Source organism: Halobacteriovorax marinus SJ, assembly GCF_000210915.2.
GTDB lineage: Bacteria > Bdellovibrionota > Bacteriovoracia > Bacteriovoracales > Bacteriovoracaceae > Halobacteriovorax > Halobacteriovorax marinus.
This window is the reverse complement of the sequence record NC_016620.1, coordinates 1,594,333-1,614,158: the sequence shown is the minus strand read 5'-3', so window position 1 is coordinate 1,614,158 and position 19,826 is coordinate 1,594,333. Positions and strand designations below refer to the sequence as shown.

Sequence of the window (19,826 nt, the reverse complement as noted above, 5' to 3'; positions counted from 1 at the left end):
AGGCATAAATCTAACTAAGAAAATACATAGTATATTTAACTGATTAAGAAAATTTGACCATCGGCTTAGAGGAATTATGAAAAAAGTCTGCACACTTATCACACTTCTGATCTTATCTTTTAGTGGCTTTGCAAAGGACAAGATCACCCAAATTGTTGTACTTAAAGACAAGAGAGAAATGCAGCTCTGGAGTGGTAATGAAATATATAAAGTCTATAATATTAAACTCTCCATAGCCTATAACAATCCCCTCTTTAGGGCCCACGAAAAAAGAAGAGAAGGTGATAATCAAACACCTGTTGGTTTTTATAAAATAAGTAAGAAGAGACAGAGAACAAATTTTCCAAAATCACTACTAATAAATTATCCAAATTGGAAAGATAAGCACAATGCTAAAATCAGAGGGATTCCCGAAGATGAAATTGGAGGAATGATTCTAATTCATGGAAATCCATACAGAGTTAATAAGACAGTACGCGATTACGCAGCAAAACTTGGAATAGAAGCTGATACAGTTGAAAGATGGGCACGAGATTATTTCTACCCATTCTTTGATTGGACAAATGGTTGTGTCGCTGTAACAGACGAAGAGATGGATGAAATTTTTGAATTAGTAGATAAAGATACACCCATTAATATCTACCCATAATTGACAAAGAAACGAGTGCCCTTATAATTAATTTGTTGCTAATAAATTTTATACTTAAGGGTACTTTGGTTTGAAGAAAATACTATTCTGGGCAACGACATTTATTCTACTTATCTGTGTGACAGAAGCAAGCTTATTCCTAGTTGCAAAATCTCTAGACCTCTATCAAGAATCAGACTTTAATCCGAGCAAGACAAAGATACTCGTCCTTGGAGAATCAACTTCTGTAAATTACCTAGGACACACTTCATGGCCGACTCAACTTCAAGAAATCTTAAACAATAAAGATAAAGAGGTTTCCGTTATTAACAAGGCAAAGGCCGGGACAAATACTTTTGCATTGAAAAAATCACTCAAATATAATTTAGCAAAATATGATCCAGATATCGTAATTACTCTTATGGGTATAAATGATTTATCCCCATATAATATAAATCCAAATAGAAAAAGTTTCATTGATTCAATGAAAAGACTAAGAGTATTTAAATTATTCAGCGAAGTCTTAAAAGTTATCGATCCATTTTTAATGGACTATCAGGTCCACTACTTAGATAGAGAAAATCACCTACTCTGTCTCTTTCATGATCATCCTAAGAATTTACTATCCGACTCTCTTCGAGATTTAGAAGAAAAAGATGTTAATCAATATATCAACTCTGTTGAAGATAGAATTACAGAACCAAGAGATCAAGCAATTCAATTGGCCTATATGGCCCAAAAATATAATCGACATAAAATGCACTCGGCAAGTGAAGCAACGATTCCTCTTAAATTGCTAGAAGAATCTTTAATCAGAGCCTCTAATATCAACATAGCACTTGATCAGTACCTCTATTACTTGAATCAAACAAAACAATATGACAGGTGCTTTATGGCATCAAAGTTTGTAGATAAAAATAAAAAAGTTCTCACATATTTCACTCTTAGAAGACTCTATGAGTGTTACGCTAAAAGTAAAATTGAAAATAAGAAAGAAATTTGGAAAAAGCTCTTATCCCACTTTAAACTAGAATATAAACAAATTAAAAAGAGTGATGAATTCACAATGAATAATTATAGAAAAATTGGACAAATTCTAGAAAAGAGCGAGATTCCATTTATTGCAATTCAATATCCTAACTTGCCAATTTCTCAAATAAAGAATTACTTTGAAGACTCAGATATCGAGCCAAACCTCTTCATATCTAATCAAAGAAATTTTCAAGAAAAACTAGAAGAGCATTCTTATGATACACTATTTACAGATAATTTTGCAGGAGACTTTGGGCATCTAACAACCAAAGGACATAGAGTCATTGCCATGGAAGTAGCAAGAGCGCTTCTTAATAAAGGGTATCTAGAGTGATTTTTTTAAAAGAATATTTTAAATTTTTAAAGAAAAGAAAGAAGCTCTGGCTTGTTCCGATACTAACTCTTTTCATTCTCCTAGCAACAGTAATTGTTTTGGCCGGAAATCCAGCAGTTACCCCCTTCATCTACGCTCTCTTTTAGGTTTTCAATTTACGAGTGTCATTATTTAAGCTATAAATAATGAAAATTATAAAGGAATAATAATGACACTCCCTGTGAATGAAAACCCAAGATGCACTTTTGCAATTATCTCTCACCCCGATGCTGGAAAGACGACCATGACCGAAAAACTTCTGTGGTTTGGACGAGTGGTTCGTGAAGCAGGGATGGTAAAATCTAAGCAAGGCAATTACGCGAAGTCCGATTGGATGGAAATGGAAAAGGAGAGAGGGATCTCGATTACATCATCTGTAATGTCTTTTCCATATAATCAGCGCGCCATGCACTTACTTGATACTCCAGGACACAAGGACTTTTCAGAGGATACTTATAGAACTCTCACTGCAGTTGAATCCGTTCTTATGATGATTGACTCCGCCAAAGGTGTAGAGGAACAAACAAAGAAGCTCATGGAAGTTTGTAGGATAAGAGACACACCTATCGTCACTTTTATGAATAAATTTGATCGCGATGCTATGGACCCATTTGAGCTGATAGATAATGTTGAAAAGATTTGCTCAATTCAATGTGTCCCTATGACATGGCCAGTAGGAAGTGGTGTAGACTTCAAGGGAGTCTACGATATTAAGACAAAGACTATTAGAAGTTTTGACGAAGGCAATGACCCGGAAAGTGAGAAGGTACTTGATGCTAGTGACCTACATTCTGCAGAAGTTCTAGACTATATCGGTACAGAGTTAGCAGAGAAGCTTGAAGAAGATCTAGAAATGATTCAAGAAATGATGCCTGAATTTATTGAAGAAGAATTCTTAGCAGGAATCATGACTCCAGTCTTCTTTGGGACTGCCCTTCATAATTTTGGAGTAAAAGAAACACTAGATATGATCTCCACTCATGGACCAGGACCGGCTCCACGAGAAGTTCGCCTCTCTCCCTTCGATGAAAACTCAGACCTTAGAGAAGTTCTACCTAATGAGAAGAAATTCTCTGGCTTCATCTTTAAGATACAAGCAAATATGGATAAGAAACATAGAGACCGTGTGGCCTTTATGAGAGTTTGCTCAGGTGTATTTGAGAGAAATACTAAAATTCATCACGTAAGAACGGGAAAAGATATTAAAATTGCTTCCCCACTAATTTTTCAAGCTCAAGATAGAGAGATTACAGAGAAGGCCTACCCAGGTGATATTATCGGACTTCACGATACTGGAAAATTTCAAATAGGCGACACCTTCACGAACGGTGAAAAAATTGAATTCACAGGTATACCTAGCTTCGCACCAGAGATTTTTAGAAAAGTACTTTTAAAAGATCCAATGAAAGCGAAACAACTCGATAAAGGACTTCAACAATTATCTGAAGAAGGTACTGTTCAATTATTTAGAAGACATACTAGCCCAGAGAAAATACTTGGGGCCGTCGGAGTACTCCAGTTTGAGGTTGTAAAGCATCGTCTCGAAGATGAATATGGCGTACGTGGGGAATATGAAGGCTATGGCTTCGTAGGTGTTCGCTGGCTAAAGTTTAAGAATGATATTCAAAAAGATAAATTCATTGAAAAAAATTCCATCAATATTGTTTATGACAATAAAGCTAGACCTTGCTTTGCTGTTAGAAGTGAGTGGGACCTAAAGCTTGTTATGGAGAAAAATGAGGAAGTTGAGTTCTTCACAACCTCTGACTTTAAGAAGTCTCACTAACCTATTGAAAACACGTTACCTATTGCCAATATTGTGTCCTAATATTGGCAATTTTTTTTAAGTTTCTTGATTATCAAACCGATAAGTTACTAATTTTAAACCCAAAGTTAATAGTTGGGTGAGCTAACTTTAAAATAAAGTAGTAAATTATCGGAGAGACTCCTAAGTGTTAAAAAGTAAGATTATTATTTCCTTTGCTTCACTCGCTATAATTATAGCTAGCTCTGTCGTTATTAAGAATGAGTTAACATCAAAAAGTAATAGAGAAGAAAAAGAAGTCGTTAGAAAATTTAAGAAGAATTACAAACTCATTAAGAGATCAACAGCTTCTGTAAAAGACACAACTACAAATAAATTTAAAAAGACTATCAGCTCTTCAAGCCGTTCAGAGAAAGAAAGTGCAACTCCTACTCCATTATTAAAATCAAAGAAGAAATCTAGTAAAAAGAAACCATCTCTAAACAAGGCCCTTGCAACAGCTAATAAAATTGAAAGTATTATTGAAAACGACTCAGGTGCTATTTACATGCCTGATGACTCATTTAGTTTAGTTGAGGGAAGTGAGAAAAAGAGAAAGAAAGCAACTAAGGTATTTGGAATAAGTAATACAAGTGATTCTTCAACAAATAAAGAAGCTGCACCAACTACATCAGTTAAGAAAGCAGCGGCCACAAGTGGAAGTAAATCAACTCCAACAATTATCAAGGGTAGAATTCCAGCACTACTTGGCTCTATTACTCATCATCAAAGGAATAACCTCATTAATACTGCTTATGCAGCAGCCTGTGTGAATCCAAAGATTGAATTATTTGATGTTAATACAATGACAGTAATAGCGGATAACCCAATTAACCAAGAAGATCTAAAAGCAGATACAGAATTTAGCTTTGATCCCTTTGCATTAAATCTCGAAGTTGAAGTTCCGACGAGATATATTCTTAGAACTTCAGGTTGTCCTACAAATTACCAACGTATTGTAACAAGCTTTAAAGATGAGCAAAACCTTGGACCAGCAACAACACTTATCTCGACCATTCTTAGAACAAGTATTGAAATTGATATTGAAAAAATTGATTCTAATCTACTGCATGCAGCGACAATAGAATTAGAGCTTAATACAGCACCCGACTATACTGAGGAGCAAGTATATACAAAGCTTAAAGATAGCTTGGCCCTAAAAGCAAAATTTCAAGAATCATTTGAAGGCAATGGTCCTGAACATTTATTAAATGCTGCCCCTGAAGTTCTCTCTATTGACGTACAAGAGAGCATAAAAGAAAAATCAAATTATACTTTTACTATAAATACGAAACACTGGAGCAGTGACTACACAACGGCTTATGAGTGGCACCTAAACGGAGCACTAGTGGCCAATACTGCTTCATGGACATTTACTCCAAGTGCAAATTCAATTGATGAGTATAATATTGTTTTGAAAGTTGGTAAGAAGAACGATGGTGACTTAAATATCAATACTTCAAATCCTTATCACCAACTCGAATATACAATCCCAGTAGAAGACTTATTTAGTGTTACAGCACCTAGCTTTGCACTTAATACTGCAAATACAAATCCTACTAATACATTAAATATCGCACTAGATATAAATACGGGAGTTGAAACTTCTCCGTCAATCTATGCAAATTGTGAGACTTTTGAAAACTTGGCCATCACAGAAGACAATAACTATCCTGCTGATGGTGATTTTAACATCTCTTGTACATCTGAAAATACTCAGGTTCTAAACTACACTATTCAAAAAACTACAGATGGTGATGTCGACTTAAATATCTGGGCAAGAGATATCAATGGAAAAATTAGTTCTGCTAGTATCCTTACTTTAGAAGTTGATAGAACCTCTCCTACAATGGCGTTTAATTCATTAGCAACAAATTACAGGGCTGACAGAACAATCAATATAAAATGGGATGTTACAGAAAAGAATAATGACGGCACTCAAAATTTCATAGTAGACTTCTTTGATGGTTCGAGTTGGTCAAATATTGGCAGTGTTAACTCTGTTAGTGGTGCGATAAATAATCAAACTTTTGATATGGATTACGCGCTCCCAAATATTCTTGTAAATAATGCAAGATTTAGAGTTACTTTTGAAGATTCTCTTTCAAATCAAACTATTCTTGAGAGTGGAGATATTAGTGTTAATAAGCCAGTATTAGCAATATCTCCTTCAAGTCACAACTATAGTGATACATTGAATTTATCTAACGGTACGTCTCATACATTTACAGTTACAAATAGTGGTCAGGCCAGTGCTGATCAGTGTACTAATGCAACATTGAGCGGTGCTAATGCAACTGAATTCGAATTAATAAGTGATAATTGTGGTGTAAATGATCTCGCGGTTTCTAGTAATTGTACGATTGAAGTAAGACCTAAACCAAATACAAAAGGTGCTAAATCTTCAACTCTAAGTTGGAGTTGTGGCAGTGATGTTGTCTCGACAAATCTAAACTTTAATTCTATTAATAACTCTCCTACTGCTGCGGCCAATAGTTCTCATTCAACTAATGAAGATAACTTGCTTAACTTTAATGTTACGGCCGGTTCTGATATTGATAGTGACCCAATTACCTACTCAATAGTATCGGCCCCTAGCAACGGTGTTCTCGCTAATTGTTTACAAAATGATACAGATTTAAATTGTGATTTCACACCTAGTTCGAATTACTATGGAAGTGACTCATTCACATATAGAGTAAATGATGGAAGTTCAAACTCTACACTAACAACTGTTACATTAACTATAAATTCTGTAAATGATGCTCCAGTTATAGGAAGTAATGAATCATTCAATACTAATGAAGATACTGCCGTAAACTTCACATTTAATGCGGCTACAGACGTTGATATTCCGGCCCAAACTCTTAGCTATAAGGTCATTACACCACCAACAAATGGTGCACTAAGTGGATGTATAGACACAACAAATTGGATTGCAGATAGAGATTGTGTCTATACGCCAAATGCTAATTTCAATGGTAGTGACTCATTTACTTATAGAGCATATGATAGTGAAACAAATTCAGTATCAGATGCTACAGTTACAATAAATATTGCTGCAATTAACGATGCTCCTGTACTAGCGTCTGGTCAAGTTGAATCAGTGAATGAGGATACAACTCTAAACTTCACTCTTAACGCTGCGACAGATATTGATCTAGATACTTTAAGCTATAGTGTAGTCTCTACAACGACAAATGGTGTCTTAAGTTGTGGAGGAGCAGAAGGAAGAACTTGTACTTATAACCCTGGAGCGAACTTCAATGGAAGTGATTCATTCACTTATAAGGCAAATGATTCAACTGCTGACTCTAATACAGTGAGTGTCAATATCACTATTAATCCGATTAACGATGCGCCTACACTTACTGCGACTCAAACGGTCTCGACACAAGAAGATAATGTATTAAATTTCAGCTTAAACGCAGGTAGTGATGTTGATGGTGATACATTGAATTATATCATTATCTCCAACCCAGTGGCGGGAACACTAAATTGTGTTGAAGGAACATCTAGAGCTTGTACTTATACTCCAGATAACAATGATAATGGTACAGAGACTTTCACTTACAAAGTAAATGATGGTAGTGCTGACTCTCCTACTGCGACAGTGACAATAAATATCAGTGCAGAAAACGATCCACCAGTCGTTGCCAATGCACAGAGTTTTACAACTAATGAAGATACGGCCCTTAATTTCACAATAAATGATGCGACCGATATTGATATTCCATCACAAACTATTAGCTATAAGCTAATCACTCCTCCAACAAATGGAACACTAAGCAATTGTATTACAGCAACATACTCTACTGATCTAACATGTACTTATACACCTAACTCAAACTTCAATGGATCAGACTCCTTTACATATAGGGCCAATGATGGAGTAACTGACTCCTCAAGCGATCAAACAATTAGCTTTACTATAAATGCTGTCAACGATGCTCCAACACTTGCAGCGACTTCAAGTGTTTCAACAAATGAAGATACAGCGCTTAACTTCAATTTAACAGCTGGATCTGATGTAGAGTCTTCACCTCTTTCTTATATTATTGTCTCAAACCCATCTGATGGAACACTTAGTTGTACAGGGGGAACGAGTACTGCCTGTACGTATACACCGGCACCAAATCAAAATGGTACAAGAACTTTTACTTACAAAGTGAATGATGGAGAACTTGACTCAACGACTTCAACGGTAACTATTACAATAAACGCTGTAAATGATGCACCAGTAATGCTAGCGGACCAGAGTTTCACAACGAATGAAGATACACTCTACTCTGTAACTCTTAACGGAGCAACCGATCAAGAAACTGCGATAGGCTCACTTACTTATAAAATTACAACACAACCAACTAATGGTGTTCTTACAAATTGTATTGATAATGTAAGCTGGAATGGTGATATTATATGTGATTACACACCTAATTCTAACTTTAATGGATCTGATTCATTTTCTTATAAGGCCTATGATGGTGCTCTTGAATCGGCGACGACATCAACTGTAAGTATCACAATTAATGCTGTTAACGATGCTCCTACTCTTGCTGCGACACAGAGTGAAACAACAAATGAAGATACGACCCTTAACTTTAATTTAGACATAGGTAGTGACATAGATGGCGATACACTAAGCTATATTATAGTTTCATCTACGTCTAATGGTACCCTAACATGCTCTGGAGGTACTGCTAGAGATTGCTCTTACACTCCTAATGCAGATTATAATGGAAGTGACTCGTTTACATATAAGGTAAATGACGGTGCCCTAGACTCGACGGTAAATACTGTAACTATTACGATCAATGCTGTTAATGATGCTCCTACTTTAGCTGCAACTCAAGCAGAGACAACGAATGAAGATACAGTTCTAAATTTTAATCTTAATGCAGGTAGTGACTTAGAAGGTGACACATTAAATTATATTATCGTTTCCAGTACTACTGATGGAATATTAAACTGTACAGAAGGTACATCTCGCTCATGTACATACACTCCTAATTTAAACTTCAATGGAAGTGATTCATTCACATATAAAGTAAATGATGGTCAATATGACTCAACTATAAGCACAGTGACAATCACGGTGGCACCAGTAAACGACGCTCCAGTTAAAGCGAATGATCAGTCTATTGCAACAAATGAAGATACTGCTCATGGATTTACGCTTAATGCAGGTACAGATGTAGACGGTGACGCTCTAACATATATTATTGTCGCAAATCCTAGTAATGGACTCTTAAGCTGTACAGATAGATCATGTACTTATACACCAAATGCGAATTACAATGGTGCAGATTCATTCACTTATAAAGTTAATGACTCGGCCCTTGATAGTGTGGCAAATACAACGGTATCTATAACAGTAAATTCTGTAAACGACAGACCAGTCATGGCAAGTGATCAAGTCTTTAGTACAGATGACAATGTGACTTTATCGCTCACACTCTCAAATGCAACTGATATAGACGGAGACTCTTTAGGCTATAAAATCATCACTTCTCCATCAAATGGAACATTATCAAATTGTATAGCCACTGGTGCATACTCAAGTGATCTAACTTGTGATTACAATGCTAACGCCAACTTCAACGGTACAGATAGCTTCACATTCATAGCTAACGACGGCACTATCGATGCTGCATCAACACAAACAGTTACTATTAATGTCAGTGATAAGACACCACCTGCGGCACCTGCTCTTAATCTTGCTTCCGCACTCTATACAAATTCAACAGCAAATACATTCACAGCAACAAGTTGTACAGATACACCAGACTTTCTCTTTAATGAAGGTACTAGACCGGCCAGTGGAGATGCAAACTGGCAAAGTTGTAATACAAGCGCTGCGAGTATGGCCTACACACTAGCAAATACGAATCAAGGCGTTCATACAATTAAAGCTTGGTCAAAAGATGTTTACGGGAATGTTTCTCTTACATCAAATGATATTGACGTAACATATGATACAGTCCTTCCATCTATTGCAACGACAGACCCAGTCGCTCTTAAAGGTGGCGCGAGCAATACACTGAATTGGACAACGACTGAGCTAAACTCTAGTACTTCACTTAACTACACTATTTCGTTCTACAACGGATCAACTTGGTCGACACTAGGAACAGTGGCCTCCTCAAATGGTCCACTCTCTAGCGCTCCATTTAATTACTCTTGGACCACTCCAAGCTTAGATATCACAAATGCTAAATTCAAAGTTGATTTCACAGATTTAGCTGGTAACTCAAGAAGTGTCTCTTCCGTTGATTTTGAAGTTGACTCTACTGCTCCAAGTGTTGCTATTACAAGCCCTGCAAACGGAAGTTACCACACATCATCAGCAACAATAGATGGTACATGTGAAGACGGTATTAATGTTAACTTCAGTGGTGATCTCCAAACAAGTTTTGATATAGCCTGTTCTTCAGGAACATTCTCACAGCTTGTTAACTTCTCTAACGGAGACGGCAATAAAGTTATTAATGTATCTCAAACAGATACTGCAGGTAATATTACTCAAGTAACAAGAACTCTTATTAGAGACGAAGTTGCACCTACTCTTACTAAGACAGGTGGTACTTCACCTGATTTTACTAAGAATAATACTCCTAATCAATGGAGTGGTACTTGTGAAGGAACTTATACAATTTCAGTCACTGGTGATGAGACAACGTCATTCCCTTGTTCATCAGGTTCGTGGAGTTGGACACCATCTCCTAAGACAGTAGATGGAAGCTATTCTTATTCTCTAGTACAAACTGACGGTGCAGGAAATACATCGACATCACTTTCTCTCTCTTGGGATAGAGATGCGACTCCACCTCCGTTTACAGCGACAAGTCCATATACTGCTAATGCAGGCGATACAATTACAGAGACAACAAACCACGACAGTCTAACATTTAGTGGTACATGTGAGGGGACGAACTCTATTGTTATCTCAGGTGATGCATCAGGTACAATTGGTTGTTCATCTACTAACTGGAATTGGACAACTCCTACATACTCAAGTGACGGTCTAAGAAACTTTACTCTTACACAAAGTGACCCAGCAGGAAATACTTCTGTAATTAATATCGCATGGACAAGAGATACGACTGGTCCAGCTCTCTCTATTGCCAGCAATACATTTAAAACAAATGGTGACAGTGTTACTTTTGAAGGCGCCTGTGAAGCAGGACTGACGATCAATATAACAGGAGCAGAGACAACAACAACTTCTTGTGCCTCTGGAACGTGGAGTTGGGTCACAACAAGTGAGACTACTGACGCTGAGAGAGTTTATAATTTTGGGCAAACAAATGCTGTTAATAATACAACGACAGTAGTTGGGACGTGGCATAGAGAAACAGATGCTCCAACAATAAGTGCTCTCTCATCAACGGCTCCTAATCCGACAAAGAACCCGAATATACCGATGAGTATGACGGCAACGAGTCAGAACGCCAATGTTGGTATTTCTCATATTTGTATTAAGAGTAATGATACGACAGCTCCTCTTGTTGATGATAATTGTTGGATAGCAGTTAACGACCCATCTATTGGTCTAGCTGTTTCTCAGAATTTAAATTTAAGTGGTAATTACTATCACCTCTTAGGATGGAATACTAATGTATCGATTCCTGTCTATGCTTGGGTTAAAGATGAGGCGACTAATATTTCAACTCTTTCTAATTCTGGAATTGGTACTGATACTCAAGATAAGATAACAAGAGTCTACGATCCGGGTGTGCCGCCAGCAGTAGCAGATGTTATTGCTGCCAATGCACCAAATACACCAAATCCACCAACGAGAGCACAGTCAGCAGTTCCAGCAGGCTCTGACGTCTATATCCGTTATAAAATAACAGATAACTCTGCACTTCCATCAGGTGCTGTACAGATCTACTATACACCGAATGAGATCGACTTTACTCTCATCTCAGGTGCTGAGTCTTTAGATGCGGGAACTAATTATGGATGTACAGGCTATACTCTTGAGGCGGACGAAGGTTGCTTTAAGTGGACTGGTGGATCGCCTCTTAATGACTCATATAAAGTAAGAGTTAAGGTTACTGATGATACCGCTCTAAGTGCACAGTCAATTTCTAACCCACTAAACTCTGACACTATTAAAATTATTGCAGGTAATACTGAATCAGGTCTTGGTGGTTCTGCAATTTCAGCAATGTTCTTTACTAGAAAAAATGGAGCTGAATCTGATCCAGGCACACTTGTTGTAACAGAGAATGGAACAATTTACTTTGCTGACTATAAGAGAGGTATTCTTGTTGTAGATCCTGAAGATGGTAAGCAAAAAATCTTTATCAAACAAACGGGTACAAGTACTGGAGACGGTGGTGCTGCTACCAATGCAACACTTCGTTTTGCGACGAAGATCGCTCTAGACTTTCAAAATAGACTACTTATTTTAGATACAAATAGAATTAGAAGAGTTGACCTCAACCAAGCGACTCCTACTATTGAAACTATCATTGGTGGAGGATCTGATACTGGGGATACAGTTACAAATCCACTAGATTTAAGTATCTATACCCATTCTTCAAATTCATGGTCTTCTAGAAATATGCCATTCTTTGCTGCTCCTAATGGAGATATCTACTTTATGTCTGACTATGGAATTAAAAATTGGAATGCAGCAAGCTATAGACTTAGAATTTATAAAGCGGCCACAGGACAAGTTACTTCTAAATACGTGACAGGAACTGGGGATGGCCTAAATGCGTCACAAAATATTCTTGAGTGTAGAATTTCTCACTTTGGTCTCGCCTACAACCCTACGACATCTGCCCTTACAGGTGTAGATATTCAAACTTATCACGAAGATAGTTATGGAACTTGTAACGACTATAATGACCGCTACACTAGAGCATTCTTAGACCCAGAAACATTTGTAGCGAGAAATGACCTCTACAGTGATAGCTATAGATATTATCGCTACTTTAAAGTGACAGGTATGGATGGAAACTCATACCAGATTATTGATAGAAATTATGTTATGAGAAATAATTGGGATGGAACTTATACTAAAGTTCTAGGTTCAGGTACAAGAGGAAATTGTGCCGATGGAACGAATGCTACTTCTTGTAATATGGACATCCAAGATATCTTTGTTACTGCGACAGGTAAGATATATTTTACTGATGCAGGTCAGATTAGAACCGTTGACTCTAATGGAAAAGTGGTCACTCTCTTTGGGCAACACCCTGCCTATGGGGATAATGTAAATGCTCTTAACGCGAGATTCTCATATATTGATACTGTCGCTAGACTTGATAACGGAAAAATTATTACAGCAGATCCAAGATCGTATTACTTTAAAGAGTTCACTATAGAAGGAAATATCAATATTTTAGCAGGTAATGGGAACTACGGTCATCAGAACTTCACGACTGATCCCAAACTACAACCGTTCTATAACGGGTCATACTGGGTAGTTGATAAGGCCACAGGTGATATTATGGTTAGAAGAGGTTATAACGGTGATATTGTTCGATTAAATAGATCAAATAATCTCTGGGAGAGAATTATTGGTAGTGGATCTACTAACTTCTGGGACGGAGATGACGTAGCAGGTCTAAGTATTCACGGATCAACATCAGGAAATCAATCTCACGCTCTTCCAATTGGATACGGAGATGGAAAAGTCTTAACAATGAGAATGAGATATTACTCTCCAGATCTGCACTGGCAAGACTTTGCCCTTAAGGCCTATGATTCCACAAATAACTTTACTCAGTCTCACGTAGCGGGAACAAATGGAACAGAGACCTATACAGGTGGATACTCTGGAATTTGTAGTTCAGGAAGTCCTGCGGCTACTTGTAAGATGCCTTACTACGACTCTTGGGGATCAAATGCTTGGTGGGACGCTGCCAATGGAAGATGGATTCTAGCTGGTCGCTATAGAATTGAGCGCCATATCTGGTCTATTACACCTGGTGGAAATGCTGTTAAGCTTGCTCAAACAGCAAGAAATATTGATGATTCTGCACTGTGGATTAATGAGTCTGGTACAGATATGCTCTACTACTGTTATGGAGGAAAGATCTATAAGCATAATATAACAACGAATACAGACTTAAATGTAATGAGTTGGCCAATTTCAAACCTCAGTTGTAGAGGACTGAAAATGGATTATAACCCTACTAATAACTCTATCATCTTCCCATTTGAGCAGAACGGGCTCTATGGAATCGCTGAGTACTTCTTACCTTAATTGATGTTGGAAGAGCTCAGTAAAGAAATTCAATATAGCTTCTCAAAAGCTTCTGGCAAAGGTGGCCAAAATGTTAATAAATTAAATACTAAGGCCACCCTCGTCTGGAATATCTACAATACAAAGCTTCTCACTTATCGCCAGAAAGAAAACTTCAAATTGAAATTTCCATCTATGATTAAAGAAGATGGAAGTATTACAATTTCTTCCAAAGAACATCGAACTCAAAAATTAAATAAAGAAGAGTGCATGAGAAAACTTTTAAAGATGTGCAAAAAAGCAAAAGAGTTTGAAAAAAAGAGAATAGGAACTAAACCAACGAGATCTTCAAAAGAAAAGAGAATAAAAAATAAGAAACTCAAAGGACATATCAAGAAAATGCGCCAAGAGAAATTTTAATTTACTTACTTGGTATTGCGTAAAATGATCCAAATTCATGGGCATACTTTTGAGAAATCATCCCATATCCGGGGAAAGACTCTCCATCCAAAGTGAAATCTCTACCACTTCCGCGAACACCCCATGAATTTTTAAAGTAGTAAACGCCTTTATAAGTAAACTCTCTCCAAGTTCCATCTTCCATCTTCATTTTTGAATGAATGACTTTTTCATCGTCATAGCCAACTAGAATAAGACTATGACCTCCACCCTTTTCCATAGAGATTCTTCTATCAAAACTTCCAACTTCGGGGTAAGTCACAATCCCTTCATACCACTTCTTCTTATTTCGAGTTTGGATATTTAATTTATCCGTCTTGCTATGATTCCAAGAACCATAGAAGAGCTTTATACCCATAATAACTGATTGGTTCTTTTGTAATAACTCTTTTACCTTAGAGAGTTTCTTTATCTTGTAAGATTTCTTTAGAGGGAGAATTTTTGAAACAATCTCTTCCTTAAGGGCCGTTGCCTCATCTCGAATAGTCACAAATTCTGCGTCCCCAAGACTTAATACCTGCTCATCTGACATTCTAAGTAAATAGGGATCTCTATGACCAAGAAGACAGCTCTGTAAACGAGTACCACTAAACTCTCCACACCTACTCATTGCTAGAGGTGAATCACTAAGCTCTCGCCACCTCTTACCTATATAAGGAAGCGTGCTCTCATAAACAACTCCATACTTATGTACTGCTTTTAAATTCTTAGAAATAGACGAGCCCTCAGTTGTCTTAGAACTCATAATAATATATTCCATCCATTCCTCGGAGAAATCTATATCTCTTGGATAGGAATGATCTCTAATTAAAATATGCTCCAATAGGCCCATGGCCGTAAACATTGTACATGTGCCACGAGACTTTTGTGATTTAACTGAGGTCTGTAGTGCAATGAGATCTTGAGTATTGGACTTGGGCGCCAAATACTTTGCATAGGCGAGATCATTGAGCGCTGGAGAATCATAAATATAAGGAGATTCATAACCAATATCATCGGCATATGTGAAAACACTGAAACTTATTAAAAGTGATAAGAAGATTGCGTACATAGAATTTCCTTTTTAGAGGAGGAAATTCTTATATCATTATAACACTCTGTCAAACTCAAATAAAAAAGGCCCCAGAACGGGGCCTTCATTAGGATATAAACTCATTTTAATTATAGTAGTGGACCAATGGCATCAACACAGCTATCAGTACGCTTAAACTGCCCTGGTACATGGCGATCAGGACTGATATTGGCCCTTCTACGCTCACCTTCTTCAGCAGCTTGGACTCTAAACTCGTGAGTCATAGTATTTAACTCATCAGCTGCTCCAGGCTCCCATACTCTTCCCTCAGAGGCAATGGCCGTCTCTCTAGGTGCCACAGCGTCTCCCCAACCAACTTGCTTAGGGTGAACTCTCATCTTCTGCTCAAATGGCTCAAAGAAAATTGATCTTGTGGCCAAGTCAGTCTCAGATAAACCTTCAGCAACAGCTGGCTTGAAGTCATCAACCTCTAGACCGAGCTGAGCACAAAGTTTTTCTAAGTCTTCATAGGCCTTAGCTGGATTCTTTAGATAATCAACGTGACCAACATTCTGTACTTTACCAGATAGAGAATCAGTTTCATTTAACGCCTTAGATAACATCGCTCTTACAAGTCTAATCTGAAGTGCAGATTCAGCGGCATCTCTTGGAGCGTTAAACATTCTAAACTCGGCCTTTCTAATTCGTGGATCAACTCTAAATTGTCTTCTCCAAGGCACAGTAGGATTAGAGATATCAAAGTCGTCCGTTAAGAACTCTTCAGGAATCACATCTTGAAAGTAAGCCGACATATCTAACTGTAAATATCTAGACTTTCTTCCATAGCGAGTATTAAAGTACTCTTCATTATAAAGAAGTTTCTTTAAATCATCTTCGCTACCATTGAAATCTTTTAATTGATTCCTTAGGGTATCAGAAATAGCTATAGGCTCAGAAGTTTTAACACGATTTACGTGTTGAAACATAAGAGACATAATTGATCTATTCTCATGAAAGATCGTTAGAAATCTTGCTAATTCCTTAGGTTTTCCATCAAATGCAGCTAAGTCAATATTGATGTGGCCACCACCAGAGAGAAGATTAGGCAGAATATTATTCTTACTAAAAGAATCATAGACTGCAGAAATATCGTCAATCTCAGGTGTGAACTTCGGTGTCACTAATTCAATTGAACCACCTCTAGCTGAACCATCAATCACATCTCCATTTGGAGTGTAAGTTCTACCAATACCATCCCACTCGACAATCCACTTTCTATTTTTTGGATCGCGAATTTCATAAGATAATTCTAGACCGTGACCATGGCCTCCACCACCTTCAACTTTAGTGGCAACACCATCTCCACCTAGAGAGCGGTGTAGGTCTTCAGCAACATTTTTAATAATCGCCTCTCTCTCATCTTCAGAGAGATCACCAAATGTCTGGATCCACGCTTTCTTATTATCTGGTAGCTTATCCGGAGTAAATTCAGCATTTACCATCATCGGCATCTTACCCGAATATTCGATACCAAGATCAATATTATTTACATCAACGATATCTTGCACGAATCTTCTTCCATCTTCTGGCAAATTAAATTGGAGAAGATCTGCTGCTGTATCTAGACCTCTTCTAGGCTGTAAATATCTTCTAAACTCATCAGATAGACGAGTCATTTTTGTCCAAGATCTTAAAAGACCTCTCACTTCATTCTCTATACTAGCACTTTCTGGATTAAGTGCAGCCACTTGTTCAAAGAAGTCCTTTGAAAGAGAATTAATAATCGCTCTCTTATTGGCCTTAACAATTGGATTATTAGCATCTGTCCAATCCCAAAGAGGAAGTGTAAATTCATACTTCAAGCTACCGGCCCTGATATTATCTAAGGCCTTCTGTGCGACATCAGTAGTAATACCATGTCTCTCTGATAGAGTTTGCGCCGAAGGCACATTTCCATCCCATAGAGACCAATCTCCAATATCGCTTAGCCCACTAAAGTCATTGGCCGAAACTCTTGAAGCGAGGACTGTTTGGTAGAATCTTGCAAGCTTTAGATCTTTAGTACCTGCTCTAAATTCTACGCCGTGAGTTCCCTCTTTCCACCTGGCTCCTTCTAGACGAATCACGCCTCTTGAAGTTCTAAGACTCGCAAGACCATTATCTGTTTGAACGCCTTTGTAATTGGCCTTCTCAATTCCAGTTCCACCTTTAATTCCGTCAATGACAATAAGGGCCTGAATCCCACGGTAGAGTTCTGCTAATTTTGCCTCAGGCAAATCGGCGTGGGCCTTAAATACCATTCTCTGGTGACCAGGAGATTGAAAAATTTGTCCTGCGTTCTTTAGAGACTTTCTAAACCACGCGACCATTTCTTCAAATTCAGCATAACTATTTTGTGGAGTGAAGCCTAGCTCCCAACCACCACCAACACCACCGTAGTGGCCGTGGGCGTCTTCAATATATTTTTGAGCTAGGCCAAAGTTCGTAATATATGATCTATAATTCTTTGGAAAATTTGTTCCTGAAAGACCAGGCATTTGGGCCTTAAAGAGTTTCATCTTTACTGATGGTTTAATGAAAGACATTGGCCTGTCTTCAGTCATATCTATAAATTTTGCAAACTTCTCATCTAAGACTTCTAAGCTTGCATTCTTGTAATCGATGCCTTTGAGTTGTTCAAGATCAATAACCTTCGCATTTCCATCAACATCTTTAACATCACTTGCAAGATCGACTTTCACACCTTCTTCAGTGCGGTATGTTCTATAGCCATTAGCATTTTTAATATAATTATCTAAGAAGTCAGAGATAAACTCCTTTCTTTTCTCATCAGGTAGACTAGAAATATATCTCTTAAAGTCCTCTCCATTTGGCCCCATAATCCTAGTGATCAGACCTGATGATGCTTCCTTCTCAGCACCAAAGGTAATTCCAGCATTAAAGCCATCAATATTTTCACCACCAACTTGAACAGCATTGGCCGTATATTGGGTTGCACCTTGCTGCAATAATCCCCACACATCGTACGCCGATTTAGGGCCTCCACTATCATCAGCAAGATACCTAGGCCCTGTACTTACACTCGAACAATTGTAGAGAAGAGATAACATTGCCATATATGCTGGCAATTGTTTCCACGAATGATTCTTCTTTTTGTTACTCATTTATATATCCTTTAAAAAATTTCTTATTGAAAAAAACAATTCTTATTCTTTAAAATTTGAACTCTATCTTGAAGTTCAGGGCTATCTTTTGCCCTCTTCTCTAGAATTTCAAAGAATACATCTCTCTTCTTATCCACACCTTTAGAGTTTGCAGCAACTTCATCTAAGAGCTTTGTCCACCCTTCCATTTCACTTTCAGAAATATCTTCACTAAAAAGTTTCCAAAGTTTATGAGGATTAGCAGTATCAACGATATTGATCTTCCCTGCTGAGTTTGTAGAAACACTCTCTATCGCGCGGATTAGATCTCTCTGGTCTTTAGAACCCACTTCCTTTAAACCTAGAAAAAGTCCGAGGGCCTTTTCCTCTTCAGAAGCAACTAACTTTCCAGACTTTGAAAGATCACCGATCTTATGCTTTGCTAACTTTGTATTAATATAATTGGTAAGACTTCTAGGGTTAGATGGAAGAATTTTAGTAAGTACTTCCTTAGATTTTGAGTTATTCATTGTCTCTAAAGTAAATTTAAAACCCTTAGCGCTTAATGATTCACTTACACATGCTGTACACGCTAAAACTGCGGCACTATTTTTTCCATGTCTATTGGCGAGATAAATTAGAGAATTAATAGAGTTTACAATATCGGCTTCAGTAAGCTCACTTTCAGGCTTGGCCAATAATTTTAAAAGAGCGTCTTTATATCTCTTATCTTTACTGGATGTTGTCGGAAGATTCGCCACATGTCTTCTTAAAGTTGCAGCACTTGGCTTTGCACTTCCAAACTTATAGAGCGAAGCAATAGAATTATTCACATAACTCTTAACCTGTGTAGCACTTGAGCCACGAATACCAAACTTGGATAAGTATTGTCCTAGTCCTGACTCGTTAGCAAGAATATCAATTAACTTGATACTCGAAGCTGATGCACTAAATTGCAGAGAACAACTAAGCGCTACAACACCTAATATCTTAGGAAGACTCCTATTCCATTTCTTCATTAAAACCCCTTCTTTGGTCTCTCACTACCAAATAATTAATTGAATAAATGAATACTCAACTGTCTTAACGGTTACCTGAGTAGTTAACTATAGTATTATTTTTTATTTTTTGCATAAGTACATGAAATTACGAGCTATCAATTCGTATACAA

Annotated in this window: 9 protein-coding genes; 6 read left to right on the top strand and 3 right to left on the bottom strand. The window is 37.5% G+C overall.

Going from position 1 to position 19,826, the window contains the following annotated elements:
• The first annotated feature begins 76 nt into the window (after nt 1–76).
• The 6 genes from BMS_RS07725 (at nt 77) to arfB (ending at nt 14,461) form a co-directional block, all read left to right on the top strand.
• The gene (locus tag BMS_RS07725) at nt 77–649 is read left to right on the top strand and encodes a L,D-transpeptidase family protein (protein WP_014244250.1); all 573 of its coding nucleotides are present in this window, start codon (nt 77–79) and stop codon (nt 647–649) included.
• A 70-nt stretch (nt 650–719) separates the two neighbouring features.
• Entirely contained in the window at nt 720–1,994 is a 1,275-nt protein-coding gene (locus tag BMS_RS07720; RefSeq protein ID WP_014244249.1) for an SGNH/GDSL hydrolase family protein, read from the top strand.
• A complete protein-coding gene (locus BMS_RS17985; RefSeq protein WP_014244248.1) occupies nt 1,991–2,140 on the top strand; it encodes a DUF5989 family protein in 150 nt (49 codons plus the stop codon). The genes BMS_RS07720 and BMS_RS17985 overlap by 4 nt, the downstream gene beginning before the upstream one ends.
• A gap of 62 nt (nt 2,141–2,202) precedes the next feature.
• Complete coding sequence (locus BMS_RS07715; protein ID WP_014244247.1) at nt 2,203–3,819, top strand: peptide chain release factor 3; 1,617 nt, start codon at nt 2,203–2,205, stop codon at nt 3,817–3,819.
• A gap of 166 nt (nt 3,820–3,985) precedes the next feature.
• The gene (locus tag BMS_RS07710; protein WP_014244246.1) at nt 3,986–14,062 is read left to right on the top strand and encodes a tandem-95 repeat protein; all 10,077 of its coding nucleotides are present in this window, start codon (nt 3,986–3,988) and stop codon (nt 14,060–14,062) included.
• A gap of 3 nt (nt 14,063–14,065) precedes the next feature.
• Nucleotides 14,066–14,461 carry an alternative ribosome rescue aminoacyl-tRNA hydrolase ArfB gene (arfB, locus tag BMS_RS07705; protein ID WP_052590624.1) on the top strand — a complete coding sequence of 132 codons (396 nt, stop codon included), beginning with the start codon at nt 14,066–14,068 and terminating at the stop codon, nt 14,459–14,461.
• Between the two features lies 1 nt (nt 14,462).
• On the opposite strand, the gene BMS_RS07700 is transcribed toward arfB, so the two are convergent.
• The 3 genes from BMS_RS07700 to BMS_RS07690 all read right to left on the bottom strand — a co-directional run bounded on the left by BMS_RS07700 (nt 14,463) and on the right by BMS_RS07690 (nt 19,674).
• Entirely contained in the window at nt 14,463–15,551 is a 1,089-nt protein-coding gene (locus BMS_RS07700) for a C1 family peptidase (protein WP_014244244.1), read from the bottom strand.
• 110 nt (nt 15,552–15,661) lie between these two features.
• On the bottom strand, nt 15,662–18,676 hold the full coding sequence (locus BMS_RS07695) for a hypothetical protein (RefSeq protein WP_014244243.1): 3,015 nt from the start codon (nt 18,674–18,676) through the stop codon (nt 15,662–15,664).
• Between the two features lie 23 nt (nt 18,677–18,699).
• Nucleotides 18,700–19,674 (bottom strand): hypothetical protein, encoded by a 975-nt coding sequence (locus BMS_RS07690; RefSeq protein ID WP_014244242.1) that lies wholly within the window; start codon nt 19,672–19,674, stop codon nt 18,700–18,702.
• Nucleotides 19,675–19,826 lie beyond the last annotated feature (152 nt).